Below are 16,172 nucleotides of genomic sequence, written 5' to 3'. Positions count from 1 at the left end.
GAATGAGCGGGGTTCCCGAGTGCGGGATTCACCGGACGCGACCCCACGGCCGCCGGTACGGCCTTCGACCAAGCGCGACCGGGCCGACCGATCTTCGTATCACCGAGTCCGCGTCGCCGACCAGCGGATCGAGGGGTTTCCGCGGACACGTTCAGGTTGTGTTCAGGCTCGTCACGGCGCCTGGCAACACCTGCACCAGAAGCCCCAAAGCCCTGGCAAAGACCCCTGTGGCCAGGTCACTTCGCCATGTCATCGTGCGAGCATGAGCACAGAGCACCTCGCCCGCCGTCGTCGCGCCACCCTCGCCACCCACGTGGCGAGCAAGGTTCCGGAAGTCACCGTCTACTTCTGGGTGATCAAGGTGTTGACCACCGGTATGGGTGAGACCGCCTCGGACTTCCTCGCGCAGAAGCTCGGCCCCGTCCCCGCGGTCGGCCTCGGCGGCGTGGCCCTGGCGGCCTCGCTGGCCCTCCAGCTCACCGCCCGCCGCTACGTCGCCTGGATCTACTGGACGGCGATCGTCATGGTCAGCGTGTTCGGCACGATGGCCGCGGACGTCCTGCACGTCGGCCTCGGCGTGCCCTACACGGTCTCGACCCCGTTCTTCATGCTCGCGCTGGCGGTGGTCTTCGGCCTCTGGTACGCGAGCGAACGCACGCTCTCCATCCACAGCATCCACACCCGCCGGCGCGAACTCTTCTACTGGGCCACCGTGCTGGCCACCTTCGCGCTCGGCACGGCCGCCGGGGACCTCTCCGCCACGGTCGGCCTCGGCTATCTGGGCTCGGCCGTGCTGTACGCCGTCGCCATCGCCGTCCCGGCCGTCCTGTACCGCCGGAACGCCCTCAACGCGGTGGCCGCCTTCTGGTCGGCCTACGTCATCACCCGCCCGCTCGGTGCCTCGGTCGCCGACTGGATGGCCCTCGGTCACGCGCGCGGCGGCCTCGGACTCGGGCTGGCTCCCGTCACCTTGTCGTGGACCGTCGTCATCGTCGGGTTCGTCGCCTACCTCGCCGTCTCCCGCGACGACGTCCGGGACACTCCGCGCCCGACGTCCGGCGCCGTGTGAGGAGACGCGCGGAACGCGGTGGGAGGGGGCGAGACCAGCTCGCCCCCTCCCACCGTCCGTGCGGCCCTCCGTACGACCCTCGGTGCGTCAGCAGATCCTCGGGAGCTGCTCCCCGATCGGCATGTCGACCACCCGGGTGCCGCCCAGCCCGGTACGGGCCACGACCATGCCCGGATGGTCGGCCACCACCTCACCGATGACCGTCGATCCGGCGCCCAGCGGGTGCGCCCGCATCGCGTCGAGCACGGCGTCGGCGTGCCCGCGGGGAACGAAGGCCACCAGCTTGCCCTCGTTGGCGACATACAGGGGGTCGAGCCCCAGCACGGCGCAGGCGTTGGCGACCGCGGGCGGGACCGGGACCTCCCGCTCCCGGATGACGACCCCGGTGCCCGAGGCCGCGGCGATCTCGTTCAGGGAGGCCGCGAGGCCGCCCCTGGTGGGGTCGCGCAGCACGTGCAGGTCGGGGGTGACGGCGAGCATGGCGTCGACCAGGCCGCCGAGCGCCGCGCAGTCGCTCTCGATCTCCACCCCGAACTCCAGGCCCTCTCGGACGCTCATGACGGCCACGCCGTGCACCCCGATCGCGCCGCTGACCATCACGACATCGCCGGGCACGACCCGCTGCGGCCGCAGGTCGACACCCGCCGGGATGAGCCCGATCCCGGCCGTGTTGATGTAGATCCCGTCGCCGTGGCCGGACTCCACCACCTTGGTGTCACCGGTCGCGATCTCCACACCTGCGGTGCGCGCTGCGGCACCGAGCGCCTCGGCCACGCGGGCGACGGTCTCCATCTCGACGCCCTCCTCCAGGATGAAGCCGCAGGAGAGGTAAGCGGCTCGGGCACCGCTCATGGCGAGGTCGTTGACGGTGCCGTTGACGGCGAGGTCACCGATGCTGCCGCCGGGGAAGAACAGCGGCCGCACCACGAACGAGTCGGTGGAGAAGGCCATCCGGACGCCGCCCAGGGACAGGGCCGCGGCATCGCCCATCTGGGCGAGCACGCTGCCGCCGAAGGCGGGTGCGAAGACGTGCTGGACGAGTTCGGCGGAGAGTGCCCCGCCCCCGCCGTGCCCCATGACGACACGGGGCTGGTCGCGCAGCGGGGCCGGGCAGGTCCAGGCGGCGGGGTCGAGGACGGGCATCCGTACGTCGGTGGTCCGAGTGGTGTCAGACAACGGGGCTCGCCTCCCGGGGAGCGGGGGTGAGCTCCAGCCGCCGGTAGAGGTAGTACGCGGCGCAGGCGCCCTCACTGGAGACCATGGTGGCGCCGAGCGGGGTGCGGGGGGTGCAGAGGGTTCCGAACGCCTCGCACTCGTGCGGCTTGAGCAGGCCCTGAAGGACCTCACCGCTGCGGCATTCGGCCGGTTCCCGGGTCTGGATGCCCTCGACCGAGAAGCGGTGCTCGGCGTCGTGGTCACGGTACTTGGCGGACAGCCGCCAGCCGCTGTCGGGGATCACGCCGATACCGCGCCACGCCCGGTCGGTGACCTCGAAGACGTCCTCCAGCATGGCCCGCGCCGCCGCATTCCCCTCCGGGCGGACGGCACGGGGGTAGGCGTTGTCGACGGTGTGCTCGCCGCGCTCCAGCTGCGCCACGGTCCGGCGGACGCCTTCGAGGATGTCCAGCGGCTCGAATCCGGTCACGACGATCGGCACCCGGAAGCGCTCCGCGAGTTCCGGGTACTCCTCCACGCCCATCACACTGCACACGTGCCCCGCCGCCAGGAAGCCCTGGACGCGGCAGTTCGGAGACTGCATGATCGCCTCGATGGCCGGCGGTACGCGCACGTGGGACACCAGCAGACTGAAGTTCCTGATGCCGAGCCTGCGGGCCTGGTACACCGTCATGGCGTTGGGCGGCGCGGTCGTCTCGAAGCCGATGCCGAAGAAGACCACCTCCCGGTCCGGGTTCTGCTGGGCGATCCGCAGGGCGTCGAGCGGCGAGTAGACGACCCGCACGTCCCCGCCGGCTCCCCGCACCTGGAACAGGTCCCGCCCGGTGCCGGGCACCCGGAGCATGTCGCCGAAGGAACAGAAGATCACGCCGGGGCGGGAGGCGATCTCCAGCGCCTTGTCGATGACCTCCAGCGGTGTGACGCACACCGGACAGCCGGGGCCGTGGATCAACTCGACCTGTTCCGGGAGGAGTTGATCGATGCCATGTCGGATGATGGTGTGCGTCTGTCCGCCGCAGACCTCCATCAGCGCCCACGGCCTGGTCACCGTGGAGTGGATGTCGTCGAGCAGCCTGCGCGCCAGGTCCGGGTCCTGGAACTCGTCGATGTACTTCACCGCCGCGCCCCCTCTTCCTCGGGCGGCAGGGTTCCGCCCGCCTCCGCGGCCATTTCCCATGGGTCGCCGAACTCCTCCTGCAGCATGCCGAGGGTGGCGAACAGTTCCAGCGTCTGCTTCGCCGACTCCTCGTCCAGCCGCTGGAGGGCGAATCCGACGTGGACGATGGCGTACTCGCCGACCTGGAGGTCGGGCAGGTACTCCAGGCACACCTCCTTGACCACACCGCCGAAGTCGACGTTGGCCATCCGGGTACCGTCCCGTTCCTCGATGTCCAGCACTCTGCCGGGTACCGCCAGGCACATGGGCCTCTCCTTGCTGTGGGGCGTGCGGGGCGTGCGGGTCGTACGTCGCTGCCGGGCCGGACCGGGCCGGTGCGGTGCGGTGCGGTGCGGTGCGGTTCGGTCGGTCGTCAGTCGGTGGCCCGGGTCCGTTCCTCGGTACGGGCGGCCACCACGAGCTGGCCCAGGGCCAGACCGCCGTCCCCCGGCGGTACCAGGTGGTGGCGCAGGACCGTGAAGCCGTCCGCGCGCAGGGCCGCGGCGCAGGCCGAGGAGAGCAGGGAGTTGGCGAAGACACCGCCGGTCAGGGCGACCGTGTCCACTCCGTGCCGCTCCCGTGCCAGCGAGCAGAGCCGGTGGACGAGCGCGGCGACGGCCCGGTGGAAGCGGGCGGCGACCAGGCCTGGCGCCACGCCCGCGCGCAGATCGCCGACGATCGCCGCGAACATCGGTGCCGGGTCCGCCAGGACGGGTGCCGGACCGGCCGGGACGGACGCGGTGGCCGTCCGCGGGCCGCCGGTGCCCGGCACGACGGGCCGGTCCGGGTCCGCACACCGCACGGCGAACCCGTACGCCCCGGTGTCCCCGGCGGGCGCCGTCAGCGCGGCGGCCTCCAGCTCGACCGCCGCCTGGGCCTCGTATCCGGACCGGTGGCAGACGCCGGCCAGGGAGGACACGGCGTCGAAGAGGCGGCCCATGCTGGAGGTGGGGACGCAGTTCAGGTCGCGCTCCAACTGCCGTGCCAGTACGAGGCGTTCGTCGGCCGGGCAGGCGGAGGTGCAGGCCAGGTCGTCGGACCAGTCGATCCCGGCCGCCCGCAGATGCGCGAGCGCCATCCGGTACGGCCGGTGCACGGCGGCGTCACCACCGGGCAGCGGCACGTACGCGAGGTGCCCGAACCGGACGAAGCCGTCGTAGTCCGCCAGCAGGAACTCGCCGCCCCACACCGCTCCGTCGTCGCCGTACCCCGTGCCGTCGAAGGCGACGCCGAGCACCGGCCGGCTGCCGTCGAGGCCCGCCTCGGCCATCGCGGCGGCGACATGGGCGTGATGGTGCTGGACGCGCACGACGGGCCGTCCCGCCGCGTTCCGGCCGGCCCAGCGGGCGGAGCGGTAACCGGGATGCCGGTCGGCCGCCAGCAGCTCCGGCCGCACCGGGGTGATCGACTCCAGTTGCGCGACGGCCCGCTCGAAGGCCCGTTGGGTGGCCAGGTCGTCCATGTCACCAATGTGGGCGGACAGCCAGGCGCGGCGGTCTTCGCCGAGGCAGAGCACGTTCTTGAGGTCGCCGCCGACGGCGAGAGCCGGCCGCACGGGCACCGGGAGGTTCAGCGGCAGCGGTGCGTAGCCGCGGGCGCGGCGCACCATGAGCGGCTCGCCGTCGCACACCCGCAGCACCGAGTCGTCGCAGGGCACATGGATCGGCCGGTCGTGGGTGAGCCAGGCGTCGGCGAGGTGAGCCAGCCGCCGCAGCGCCTCCCCGTCGTCGGTGACGATCGGCTCACCCGAGACGTTGCCGCTGGTCATGACGAGCAGGCGGGGGCCGTCGGCGTCGCCGGGCAGGCCGAACAGCAGGTGGTGCAGGGGGGTGTACGGCAGCATCACACCGAGGTCGGGACTGCCGGGCGCGACGGACTCGGCCGGCCACGGAGCGTGCGGAGCGCGCGGGCCGCCGGTCTCTCGTCGCAGCAGCACGATGGGGCGGGCGGCGCCGGTGAGCAGACCGCGTTCCTCGGCGCCGAGACGCACGAGGTGCCCGATGTCGTCGAGGCTCCGGGCCATGACCGCGAACGGCTTGTCCCCCCGGGCCTTTCGGCGGCGCAGCAGAGCGACGGCGTCGGGGTTCGTGGCGTCGCAGGCCAGGTGGTATCCGCCGAGTCCCTTGACCGCGAGGACCGCGCCGTCCGCCAGGAGCCGGCGTGCCTCGGTCACCGGGTCGTCGGGCGTGACCGGCCGCGGCTCCCCGGAGTCTGCGGGCCGGGGGACGAGCAGTCGCAGCCGCGGACCGCAGGCGGGGCAGGCGACGGGCTGCGCGTGGAAGCGCCGGTCGGCGGGGTCGGCGTACTCGCGCGCGCAGTCGGGGCACATCGGGAAGCCGGCCATGGTGGTGTGGGCGCGGTCGTAGGGCAGACCGGTGACGATGGTGAACCGGGGGCCGCAGTGGGTGCAGTTGACGAAGGGGTGGCGGTGGCGCCGGTCCGCGGGGTCGGCGAGTTCCCGCAGGCACGCCGCGCAGGTGGCGGTGTCCGGGGGGATCAGCGTGCGGGCCGGTCCGGCGGTGCGGGAGGCGAGGATGCTGAACGCGGTGTCGCCGGTGGCGGGCACCTCTTGGTGGTCGACGGACTCCACGCGGGCCAGCGGCGGCGCCTGCACGGCGATCCCGTCGCAGAACCGGGCGACGGCCTCGGGCGCCCCCTCGACCTCGGCGACGACGCCTTCCGGAGTGTTGGTCACATGTCCGCGCAGGCCCAGGCCGGTGGCGAGGGTGTAGACGTACGGGCGGAAGCCGACGCCCTGCACCACACCCCGCACGAGGACCCGACGGCGCAGCGGTGTCTCGCCGAGGACGCCGGCGGGGGACCGTGGTCGGCTCACGAGTGGGAGTGCGCCATGGCGCCGGTGCCGTCGGGGTGCTCGTGGACGTGGTGATGGGGGGCGGCTCCGGCGTGCGGGGAGGTGTCCGGGCGGTGGGCCATGACGGGGTCGTGCAGGGGGGCGCCGTCCGCTGCCGCGAGCGCTCGGTCGAGCAGGGTCCCGATCCCGAGGTCGCGGCGGACCGAGGTCAGCAGCACCTCGACGCCGGGATTGACTCGTTCGACGTTCGCGCGGAACGCCGCCTCGTCGAACTCGACGGCTTCGGCGATGTCGGTCTTGGTGACGACGACCAGGTGGGCGAGACCGAAGGCGGTGGGGTACTTGAGGGGTTTGTCCTCGCCCTCCGTGACGGAGGCGAGCACGACGCGCAGGGTCTCCCCCAGGTCGTAGGAGGCCGGACAGACGAGGTTGCCGACGTTCTCCACGAACAGCAGCCGCGTGCGGTCGGGCAGCCAGTCCTCCACGTGGCGGCGGAGCATCTCGGCCTCCAGGTGGCACAGGCCGTCGGTGAGGACCTGTTTGACCGGGACGCCCGAGCGTGCGAGCCGCACCGCGTCGTTCTCGGTGGCGAGGTCGGCGGTGAGCGCCGCGACCGGCACCGACCGCCGCCGGGCCAGCTCCAGTTCGCGCTCCAGCAGGGCCGTCTTCCCACTGCCGGGGCTGGACAGGAGGTTGACGACGGTGGTGCCGCGGGCGGCCAGTTCGGCGCGCAGGGTCTGCGCGCTCTGGTCGTTCTTGGCGAGTACGGCCTGCTGCAGGTCGACCACACGGCACATGGTTCAGCGCTCCTCGGGGATCGGTTCGCGGCGGTGCGCGTGCGTGGGGCCGTCCTCCCACTGCACGCTGAGGATCTGCAGTTCACGGCCCGCCGACAGGTCGGTGCCGGCCGCGCCGCAGCGCGGGCAGGTCAGCACGGGCGGCATGCCGACGGCCCATTCGTGGGCGCAGGGCGCGCAGCGGGCCCGTCCGGGCACCGACTCGGTGACGAGTTCGGCGCCTTCGAGGAGGGTCCCGGCGCAGGCCAGTTCGAAGCAGAAGGACAGGGAGTCGGGTACGACGCCGGCGAGTTCGCCCACCTGGAGTCGTACCGAGCGCACGGCCGTGACGTCGCCGGCCCGTTCCGCCGCCTCTTCCACCTGGCCGATCACGGCCAGCGCGATGGACATCTCGTGCATCGGTCTCCGTCCTGGCACGGGCCGGTCCGGGCCGGCCGCCACCCGGTCGGCCGCCCCGTGCGGCGACCCGTGGGGCGGGGCGTCCGCCGCCCTCATTAGAGGGGAGGCGTCCGAGGGCGTCGGCCCGGCGCGCCGTCGCCGCCCGGCCGGGTACGCCGTTCGCCGCAACGGCGTGGTACGCGTCCGCGCGCCCCTCGGCCACCCGGCCGGGCGCGCGCCGGCTCACATGCTGCGCATCCGCAGGTAGCGCCTGATGTCGGGCAGGGACTGCACGAGGACGGCGGCGACAACGGCGGCGACGACGCCGCCGACGAGGGTCTTGATCATTGCTCTCTCCTCACTTCACTTCGCGGCTTCGCCGACCGTGGCCCGCGGCGCGGACTCTCCCGGGTCGTCGGCCCGCAGCAACTCTTCGATCATCCGGACGGCCTCCGGTACGGCGGCGGCGACCGGTGGGCTGAGGCCGATGCCCTCCTCCACCGAGGCCGGTTCGCAGCCGAGCACCAGCGTGCGCCGGGGCGGCTGTCCGCCGGTCCCGGCACAGAGGGTGCCGAGCAGCGCGAGCACGGTGTCGGGGGTCATCCGGTGCCCGTCGAGGACCGCGCCGGGCGGTGCCTCCCCTTCCGCTTCCGCGCCGTCGTGCTCGATGACGTAGAGGGTGCCGGGTGCCTCGCCGCGCGCGGTGGCGTCGACCAGGATCAGGGTGTCGTAGCCCTCCAGGACCTGGTAGGCGAGATGGACTCCCCGTACGCCGATGTCCACGGCCTCGACGTGGGCGGGCAGCCGCCTGCCGGTCAGGGCGCGCACGGTCTCGACGCCGAAGGCGTCGTCGCCGAGGAAGATGTTCCCGATGCCGGCGACGAGGACCTTGCCGCCCGGCGGACGGGACCGGTCCTTGGCGGCGCTCACGCGTCGCCTTCCAGCGGGGTGACCTCGTCCGGCTGGAAGTACAGGAAGCGGCCCTGTTCGCGGCGGATGTCGGCGCCGGGGTCGTCCTCGACCGTCACCGCGAGATGCACTCCGCCGTCCACGTCGTGCAGGACGGCCTCGACCCTGGCGGTGCGGCCGGCCAGGAACAGGTCCTGGGCGTCGGTGCGCCGCAGGCCCGGCCGCAGCAGCACCCGGCTGCCCGCGCCCAGTGAGTGCCCGTCGACGAGGACCCGGTCGTGCCCGGGGTCGAATCCGGCGTCGCTCGCCGGGTCCCACCAGGGGGTGTCCGGTCGCGGTACCCCGAACTCGTCGGGGAATCCGTCCGCGGCGGGGGCGGGGGCCGATCCGGTCACCTCGCGCAGACTGCGCACGGCCCCGTGCAGGCGCTCCAGGACCTCGGGCGGCATCGAGTCCGCGAGGTCGATCACGGCGGCGGCCCGCTCGTCGGTCCCCCGCGCCTCGCGCTTCTCCTCGTCGGTGAGGGCGGCGGTGCGCAGCGCGAGGATCTCGTCGATCTCGGTGGCGTCGTACAGGGCTCCGGGGCTCTCCGGGGCGATGGCCGGGTGGTCCTCCAGGATGATCGGTGAGGAGAGCACCACGTCGGCGCGGCCGGGTTCACCCGCGAGTACGGGCCAGGTGTGCAGGTTGCGGCAGGCCGCGACCGCGCCCTTCGCCCACTCGGGGGGATCCGTCATCGAGAGGAACGAGCCGGCGCTCAGTCCCATGAGCAGGTGGGCGGCGACCAGGGAGCGCGGCAGCGCCGCGTCCCGGTCGGCGGCCGCGCCGTCCGCGGGTGTCCAGGCGCTGGTGTTCTCGACCACGGCGGTCAGCCGCATCACCCGGTAGGGGCCGTCGAGTTCACGGGCCGACAGTCTCAGGGCGCCCGTGGTCTCCTCGTAGCGGCGGACCATACGTCCCACCGGCCGGCCGTTCTCGTCGAGGACGGGTTCGGTGTCCTCCGCGGCGGGGAGGCCGAAGGGGATCGTGACGCCGTCGCCGAGGAGTTCGTCGACCCGTACGACCGCCTCGACGTGTTCCTCGGTCCCCTCGTCCCAGGGGACCAGGATCCGGTCCGCCAGCCGGAGTTCGGGGACCGTGTCGAAGCCGCCGTCGGGGCGCGCCCGCTGGACGGTCCGGCGCCGGGCGCGCAGGAAGCGCAGCTCGACCGCGAGGGTGGCGTCCGCCCTGGGTTCCATCAGGCATTCGGTGTGCTGGAAGTCGTGCTCCTCGGTCGCGGCGCCCCAGCCGGGCGGTACGAGGACGCCGAACTGCCAGCGCAGCCGGTTCTTGGCGGCGGAGGCCCGGTACGGGTAGAGCACATAGCCCTCGAAGAGGACGGCGTCGGCGACCTGCCGGGCGAGGGCGAGACGTGCCTCGGTCTCCGGGGCGAACGCGGTCACGCTCACGGAGCGGTCCTTCCGGTGATGCGGGTGAGAGTGGACGCCGGCCGGGGTGTGCCGGAAGCCGCGCCGGCGCCTTCGTCGAGCAGGGCCCGTACGGTCGCGTCCCAGGACGGCAGCGCCCTGCGGGAGCGGAAGGCGAGCAGGGCGTCCATGGTGTCGTGCGGCAGCCGGATCCAGCCGCAGCCGGGGAAGTGCTGTTCGACCATCTCCCGCCAGGTGGCGACGGGCATCCGGAAGACGGCCTCGCGGTCCCACGGGACGGGCTCGACGCGGAAGCCGCCCGCTCCGGTGAACGCGGTGCCGGAGAAGAGCATCAGGAGCGGCACCTCGCCGTCGGTGAGGGCGTCGAAGTAGCGGGTCGCGGCGATGTCCATGTCGTAGGTGCAGGGCACGACGAGGTCCGTCTCGGTCTCGCCGGTGAAGGCGGGGACCATGACGGACACCTGTGCGAACTGCACCGGCTGGAGGGTGCTGCCCCAGCGGGAACGCTCGCCGAAGAGGTCGGCGAGCGCGGCCGCCTCGGCGGGCTCGTAGCCGCGCCGGGCGGGTTCGATGCGGATCTGGCAGCGCAGCGCGACGGCGTGCACCGGCTCGTCGCCGGAGGCGGTGACGCGGAGGCGGAAGACGAGGGTCGGTCCGGCGGCGAACCGGTCGGCGCGCACGCCGGTGCAGGTGAAGGAGAACTCCGTCACGGCCGGCTCTCCTCCCCGACGTTCCGGGTGCGTTCCCCGACCCGCTCGAAGAACGCGTCCAGGGCGGCGCGGGCCTCCGCGCCACCGTCGAAGCCCTGCCACAACAGGCGCATCCGGCCGACCAGTTCGTAGCAGATGTCGATGGGTACGAGGGCGCACTCGACGCGGCCGTCGACGCGGCGCAGCAGGAGTGCCTCCACGTCGGGTTCGAGCAGTTCGGCGAGGCGGCTGCCGCCCAGGACCGTCTTCCAGACGGCGGGGTCGAGTTCGCTCTCGGTGGCCCCGGCCGGGCTCGGGTAGAGGGCCACCAGCCGGTCGAGCGCCGCGTTGCGGAAGAAGAAGGCGACGCCGACCGGGATCTGGAGCGCTTCCCAGGCGCCGTCGTCGAGACGGTGGTCCGGGTCGGTGAGGTAGCGGTCCGGTACCGCGCGGAAGCGGCCCGCGGCGGCGGCGCCCGGCTGCTGCATGAGCAGGGCGCAGGGGATGCAGGCACAGACGAGGGCCCGCTTCTCCGTGTCGACCAGGTGGCGGTGGTGTGCCTCGTCCACTGCCACCGCGCACAGTCCGCACCGCTCCGGGCGCGGCTCACGCCCGGTCAGGAACCTGCGCAGGCCCGGTCCAGGGGTGACCGGGCGGGCGCCGGTGGGCGTGCTCACGCGGTCTTCGCCGGAGCCGGACGGCCGGCGGTGGCCCGGCTGTCCGGGCCGAGGCCGATCTGCAGCAGCGGGGGCTCCCCCGGTGTGCCGGCGGACTGTACCTCTACGGCCGTGACCTCGGGGGCGAAGCAGGCGAGCGCGTCCTCGGCGGCCTGGCGCGCCGTCGTTCCGTTCGCGGCGCACCCGCAGCCCGTGCCCGCCGCCTCGGCGGACCGGAGCCTGAGGGTTCCGGTCGTCTCGTCGAAGTCCACGACGTCCAGCTCGTGTTCCCGCACGCTGTCGAGGGCGCGGGCGATGCGGGTCGTCCGGTCCTCGGGGTGCAGGTCGTGCAGGACGAGGAGGCTCGCGACCAGTTCGTCGCCGAGCAGCGGCGCCACCGGGTCGCCGGCGGCGTGCCGGTTCCCGGGCGCGGAGAGCAGTTGGAGCGCCCGCTCCAGTCCGGCGCCGTAGAAGTCCATCAGGGCCTGCACCAGTTCCTCGGCCGCCGCGCGGACGGCCGGGTCACCGGTGGCGGCGAGCCGGTCGAGCACGTCCTCGATCCGCAGTCCGGTCTGCGTGGCGTTCACCGGGTGCGGCGCCTCGGCCGCCCGCGCCGCGCTCATCCGCCCAGTCCGCTCAGGCCGGTGGGCATGTGCATCTTCTGTACGGTCTTGCCGCCGCCCACGTACATGTGGACACCGCAGGGCAGACAGGGGTCGAAGCTGCGGACGGCGCGCATGATGTCGATGCCCTTGAAGTTCTCCGGGGAGTTCTCCTCGAAGATCGGGGTGTTCTGCACGGCGTCCTCGTACGGGCCGGGGGTTCCGAAGGTGTCCCGGGTGCTGGCGTTCCACGGGGTGGGCGGGTACGGGTGGTAGTTGGCGATCTTGCCGTCCCGGATCACCATGTGGTGGGAGAGGACGCCGCGGACCGCCTCGGTGAAACCGACCCCGATGCTCTCGTCCGGTACCTCGAACTTCTCCCAGGTCTGGGTGCGTCCGGCGCGGACCTCCTCCAGGGCCTTCTCCGCGAAGTGCAGCGCCACGGCGGCGGTGTAGGCCTGGAAGTAGGTGCGGGCGCGGTTGCGCTCCAGCGCGTTGCTCCAGCGCGGGATCTTCCACTCGAAGGTGGTCTCGGGCTTCGTCATCGTGCGGGGCAGGTTGATGACGACGCTGTGCCCGGTGGCCTTGACGTAGCCGGTGTCGACGAGGCCGGACAGGGCGGTGGACCACAGTCGGGCGATGGGGCCGCCGCCGGTGTCCAGGGCGAGGTGGTCCTTGCCGTCGAACCAGCGGGGCGACATGACCCAGCTGTACTTGTCGTCGAAGTTGCGCTTCTGCGGGGCCGGGATGGTGTGCTGGTTCCACGGGTGGCGCGGGTCGACCGGGTTGCCGAGCGGGTCGTGGGTGACGAACTGCTCCTGGCCCTGCCAGTCCTCGTAGTAGGAACTGCCCAGCAGGATGCGGATGCCGAGGTTGATCTCGGTGAGGTCGTTGGTGACGAGTTTGCCGTCGACGACGATGCCGGGCGTGACGAACATCCGCCGGCCCCAGTCCGTCATGTTGGCGTAGGTGAAGTCGCAGTACTCGGGGTCGTTGAGCGCGCCCCAGCAGCCGAGCAGCACCCGCCGGCGTCCCACTTCCTCGTACCCGGGCAGGGCCTCGTAGAAGAAGTCGAAGAGGTCGTCGTGCAGGGGGACGACGCGCTTCATGAACTCCACGTAGCGCATCAGCCGGCTGAGGTAGTCCGTGAACAGCTGCACGGAGGCGATGGTGCCGACGCCGCCCGGGTAGAGCGTGGAGGGGTGCACATGGCGCCCCTCCATGAGGCAGAACATCTCGCGGGTGTACCGGCTCACCTGGAGGGCCTCGCGGTAGAACTCGCCCTCGAGGGGGTTCAGGGAACGCATGATGTCGGCGATGGTGCGGTAGCCGTGCTCCCCGGCGTGCGGTGCCTCGGTGCGCTCGGCGAGTTCGAGGACACCGGGGTTGGTCTCCTTGACCATCTTCTCGCAGTAGTCGACCCCGACCAGGTTCTCCTGGAAGATGTTGTGGTCGAACATGTACTCGGCGGACTCGCCGAGGTTGATGATCCACTCACCGAGGTGCGGCGGCTTCACGCCGTACGCCATGTTCTGCGCGTACACCGAACAGGTGGCGTGGTTGTCGCCGCAGATCCCACAGATGCGGCTGGTGATGAAGTGGGCGTCGCGGGGGTCCTTGCCCCGCATGAAGACGCTGTACCCGCGGAAGACGGACGAGGTGCTGTAGCACTCCGCGACCCGCTTCTGCTTGAAGTCGATCTTCGTGTGGATGCCCAGGCTGCCCACGATCCGAGTGATCGGGTCCCAGGCCATCTCCATCAGGCCGCTACCGTCGCCGGCCGGTTTCGTCTTCGGTGCCATCGTCTGTGTCGTGCCCTTCTTCGCGCGGGTGGTCCGGGAGGGGGTGGCCGGGGTGGTGGGGCTGCGCCTCAGCTGGGGCGGGGGATCACCACGGCGGCCGGTATCCGGTGGTGATCTTGTCCCCGGTGTGGCGCCACTTCGGCTCCTTGTCGACGGTCTGGGTCGTGAGGGTCCGCAGTCTGCGGACCACCGCGCCGTAGGCGCCGCTGGCCTTGGTGGACAACTTCGCGCCGGGGGGTTCGTCCATGAAGGGCATGAACTTGTCCGGGAACCCGGGCATGGTGCAGGCGATACAGATGCCGCCGACGTTCGGGCAGCCGCCGATGCCGTTCATCCAGCCGCGCTTGGGCACGTTGCACTTGACGACCGGGCCCCAGCAACCCAGCTTCACCAGGCACTTGGGCGAGTCGTAGGTGGTCGCGAACTCGCCCTGCTCGTAGTAGCCCGCCCGGTCGCAGCCCTCGTGCACGGTGGCACCGAACAGCCACGCGGGGCGCAGCTTGTCGTCGAGGGGGATCATCGGGGCTGAGCCGGCCGCCTGGTACAGCAGGTAGGTGAGCGTCTCGGCGAAGTTGTCCGGCTGGATCGGGCAGCCGGGGACGCAGACGATGGGGATGCCGGCGTGCGACGTCCAGTCCCAGCCGAGGTAGTCGGGCAGGCCCATCGCGCCGGTCGGGTTGCCCGCCATGGCGTGGATGCCGCCGTAGGTGGCGCAGGTGCCGATGGCGACGACGGCCAGCGCCTTGGGCGCGAGCCGGTCGATCCACTCGCTGGTCGTGATCGGCTGGCCGGTCGCCGGGTCGTCCCCGAAACCGGACCAGTAGCCCTCGGGCTTGATCGACTCGTTGGGGATGGATCCCTCGACGACCAGTACGAACGGGTCGATCTCACCCCGCTCCCCCTTGAAGAACCACTCGATGAACGTGTCAGCGCCACCGACCGGACCGCATTCGAAGTCGATGAGGGGCCAGTGGACGGCGACCTTCGGCAGGCCGGGCAGGCCGCCGAGGGCGATCTGCTCGATGCTCGGCTGCATCGCGGCCGTCAGCGCGACCGAGTCTCCGTCGCAGCTCAGCCCCGCGTTGATCCAGAGGATGTGGATCGTGGGGGTCTCGTCGGCAGGCGCACCACCGGCGTCCGTGGCGCCGGCCGTGCTCGGCGTCGTCGCTGTCATGGGACCGCCTCCTCGGGGAGGTGAGGGATGAGATCCCCTGGGGGAACGAAAGCCCTTCAGGGGATGAAAGCCTTCAATTCGACCATCAGCTCTCTTCGTACCATCCCTTCGGCCGCGATGGGATGCGATGGCCGTCCGTTCCAGTGACGGGCGCCTGTCCGGACGGGTCCGGACGCGGCGCGCGGCAGAGGACATCCGGAGCGTTCCGGGGTGTCCGGGGTGTCCGAGGTGTTCGAGGTGTCCGGGGCACGGTCGTCAGGTCCGTCCCGGTGCCCGGACCTGTCCGGTGTCCCTGCCCCGGTCGACTGCGATGGTCGGACACGCCGCGCGGCGCGACGGCGACGACAGGCTGTGGGGTCACCCGAAAGCGGGGGCCGAGCCGCCACCCGGCGGCGGGCCGGGGCGGCCCCCGCGGCGGGGTCGATCCAGATCGCGGGCCAGGGGCGCGTTCAGAAGCTGGGTACGTGGGACAGCAGGGTCACCAGTCGTTCGGCGGGGGCGAACAGGGGTTCCAGGCGTTCGTACTCGGCGGCCTTGTCCGCCGGCGCGCGGACACGTCCGGGGGTCAGAGCGGCATGCAGGGAGAGGCCGCGCCCGACGATCGCGTGGTGCAGGGTCCACAGGACCGGGACGGTCACACCCGCGGGCTCGCGGCCGCAGGCGACCAGGGCGACCGCTGCGGTTCGTCGAGGAGATGCGGACGCCGACGCTGCTCAGCACGGTGGCGGCGGGGGTGCCGCACGGGCGCTGGTCGCAGTCCGCGACCGGCCGCGCCTGCCGCAACCTCGCCGCACAGGTGGCCCGTTACGGGGACACTCTCGGTCATCAGCTCTACCGGCCGGCCGGCTCGGACGACGACCTGACCGGGCTGCTGCGGACGGCGCTCCAGGGGGTGGCGCACTCCATGAGGCTGGTGACGCGCGGGGAGGGGCCGGGCGGCGAGCCGGACGACGCCGCGATCGGGGTGGCGCTGACCGGGTTGCTTTCGCGTCTGGGCGACAGCCTGCAGCGGGAGCACGTGGCTTTCGGGATCGGTGACGGCGCGCTGATGGTGTTGCGCGACGGAGTCTGGACCGGTGTGTTCACACCCGGCGAGACGGCCGCCGAGCGTGGGCTGCGGCTGCCCGCCGCCGCCCAGCAGGTGCGCTGTGCCCGTCTGACCACCCGTCCGGGTGACCTGCCGGCGCTGTGCAGTTCGTCCCTGGCGGACCTGCTCGTGCGCCCCGAGGTGGGGGACTGGTTCGCCGGCCGCTGGGCGGGGCGCCAGCCTCATCTCACCTCGTTCCTCTCCGAGGTGAACGTGCCGGTGCGGTCTCCCGGGGGTGACCGCACCGTCGTCTGCCTCTGGGACTTCGGTGACGCCCGGGAGACCCCGCCGGCGGAATCCTGACCCGCCCGGTCCCGCCCGGTCCCGCCCGGCCCGCCGGGTCCGCCGGGTCCGCCCGGTGCCGGAGCGGTGCGCCGACACCCACACCCGTACCGGGCGGGAGTCCCCGGACCCGGCACGCTTTCCGACGCCACC

16 protein-coding genes are annotated in these 16,172 nt (G+C 72.5%); 2 read left to right on the top strand and 14 right to left on the bottom strand.

The window, feature by feature from the left end:
- Positions 1-262: 262 nt before the first annotated feature.
- Positions 263-1,069 (top strand): hypothetical protein, encoded by an 807-nt coding sequence (locus HEP85_RS34940; RefSeq protein WP_168531510.1) that lies wholly within the window; start codon positions 263-265, stop codon positions 1,067-1,069.
- 87 nt (positions 1,070-1,156) lie between these two features.
- Here HEP85_RS34940 and hypE read toward each other — a convergent pair whose 3' ends face one another.
- From hypE to HEP85_RS34870, 14 genes are all read right to left on the bottom strand, one after another.
- Entirely contained in the window at positions 1,157-2,212 is a 1,056-nt protein-coding gene (gene hypE, locus HEP85_RS34935) for a hydrogenase expression/formation protein HypE (protein WP_168534349.1), read from the bottom strand.
- Between the two features lie 25 nt (positions 2,213-2,237).
- Positions 2,238-3,362, bottom strand: a complete 1,125-nt coding sequence (hypD, locus tag HEP85_RS34930; protein ID WP_168531509.1) for a hydrogenase formation protein HypD — start codon at positions 3,360-3,362, stop codon at positions 2,238-2,240.
- Positions 3,359-3,667 (bottom strand): HypC/HybG/HupF family hydrogenase formation chaperone, encoded by a 309-nt coding sequence (locus HEP85_RS34925; RefSeq protein ID WP_168531508.1) that lies wholly within the window; start codon positions 3,665-3,667, stop codon positions 3,359-3,361. Before HEP85_RS34925 ends, hypD begins: the two co-directional genes overlap by 4 nt.
- Positions 3,668-3,774: 107 nt before the next feature.
- Positions 3,775-6,237: a carbamoyltransferase HypF gene (hypF, locus tag HEP85_RS34920; protein WP_369657978.1), complete on the bottom strand. Its 2,463-nt coding sequence runs from the start codon at positions 6,235-6,237 to the stop codon at positions 3,775-3,777.
- Positions 6,234-7,013 carry a hydrogenase nickel incorporation protein HypB gene (gene hypB / locus HEP85_RS34915; protein ID WP_168531507.1) on the bottom strand — a complete coding sequence of 260 codons (780 nt, stop codon included), beginning with the start codon at positions 7,011-7,013 and terminating at the stop codon, positions 6,234-6,236. Before hypB ends, hypF begins: the two co-directional genes overlap by 4 nt.
- Before the next feature lie 3 nt (positions 7,014-7,016).
- A complete protein-coding gene (gene hypA / locus HEP85_RS34910) occupies positions 7,017-7,412 on the bottom strand; it encodes a hydrogenase maturation nickel metallochaperone HypA (RefSeq protein ID WP_329292385.1) in 396 nt (131 codons plus the stop codon).
- A 342-nt stretch (positions 7,413-7,754) separates the two neighbouring features.
- A complete protein-coding gene (locus tag HEP85_RS34905; RefSeq protein ID WP_168531506.1) occupies positions 7,755-8,321 on the bottom strand; it encodes a hydrogenase maturation protease in 567 nt (188 codons plus the stop codon).
- Complete coding sequence (locus HEP85_RS34900; protein WP_168531505.1) at positions 8,318-9,748, bottom strand: hypothetical protein; 1,431 nt, start codon at positions 9,746-9,748, stop codon at positions 8,318-8,320. The genes HEP85_RS34905 and HEP85_RS34900 overlap by 4 nt, the downstream gene beginning before the upstream one ends.
- Positions 9,745-10,437 carry a DUF6084 family protein gene (locus HEP85_RS34895; protein ID WP_168531504.1) on the bottom strand — a complete coding sequence of 231 codons (693 nt, stop codon included), beginning with the start codon at positions 10,435-10,437 and terminating at the stop codon, positions 9,745-9,747. The genes HEP85_RS34900 and HEP85_RS34895 overlap by 4 nt, the downstream gene beginning before the upstream one ends.
- Positions 10,434-11,093: a DUF5947 family protein gene (locus HEP85_RS34890; protein ID WP_168534347.1), complete on the bottom strand. Its 660-nt coding sequence runs from the start codon at positions 11,091-11,093 to the stop codon at positions 10,434-10,436. The genes HEP85_RS34895 and HEP85_RS34890 overlap by 4 nt, the downstream gene beginning before the upstream one ends.
- Complete coding sequence (locus HEP85_RS34885) at positions 11,090-11,695, bottom strand: hypothetical protein (protein WP_329292380.1); 606 nt, start codon at positions 11,693-11,695, stop codon at positions 11,090-11,092. Before HEP85_RS34885 ends, HEP85_RS34890 begins: the two co-directional genes overlap by 4 nt.
- Positions 11,692-13,476 carry a nickel-dependent hydrogenase large subunit gene (locus tag HEP85_RS34880; RefSeq protein ID WP_168531503.1) on the bottom strand — a complete coding sequence of 595 codons (1,785 nt, stop codon included), beginning with the start codon at positions 13,474-13,476 and terminating at the stop codon, positions 11,692-11,694. Before HEP85_RS34880 ends, HEP85_RS34885 begins: the two co-directional genes overlap by 4 nt.
- 85 nt (positions 13,477-13,561) lie before the next feature.
- A complete protein-coding gene (locus tag HEP85_RS34875) occupies positions 13,562-14,650 on the bottom strand; it encodes a hydrogenase expression protein HypE (protein WP_168531502.1) in 1,089 nt (362 codons plus the stop codon).
- Positions 14,651-15,099: 449 nt separating this feature from the next.
- Positions 15,100-15,288, bottom strand: a complete 189-nt coding sequence (locus tag HEP85_RS34870; RefSeq protein ID WP_168531501.1) for a hypothetical protein — start codon at positions 15,286-15,288, stop codon at positions 15,100-15,102.
- A 56-nt stretch (positions 15,289-15,344) separates the two neighbouring features.
- Between HEP85_RS34870 and HEP85_RS34865 the strand changes: the two genes are divergently transcribed.
- Entirely contained in the window at positions 15,345-16,040 is a 696-nt protein-coding gene (locus HEP85_RS34865; RefSeq protein WP_369657977.1) for a hypothetical protein, read from the top strand.
- The last annotated feature ends 132 nt before the right edge of the window (positions 16,041-16,172 follow it).

It is taken from the genome of Streptomyces sp. RPA4-2, assembly GCF_012273515.2.
Taxonomy (GTDB): domain Bacteria; phylum Actinomycetota; class Actinomycetes; order Streptomycetales; family Streptomycetaceae; genus Streptomyces; species Streptomyces kaempferi.
Note: the sequence above shows the minus strand (reverse complement) of the source record. Positions and strands in the feature narration are given on the sequence as shown.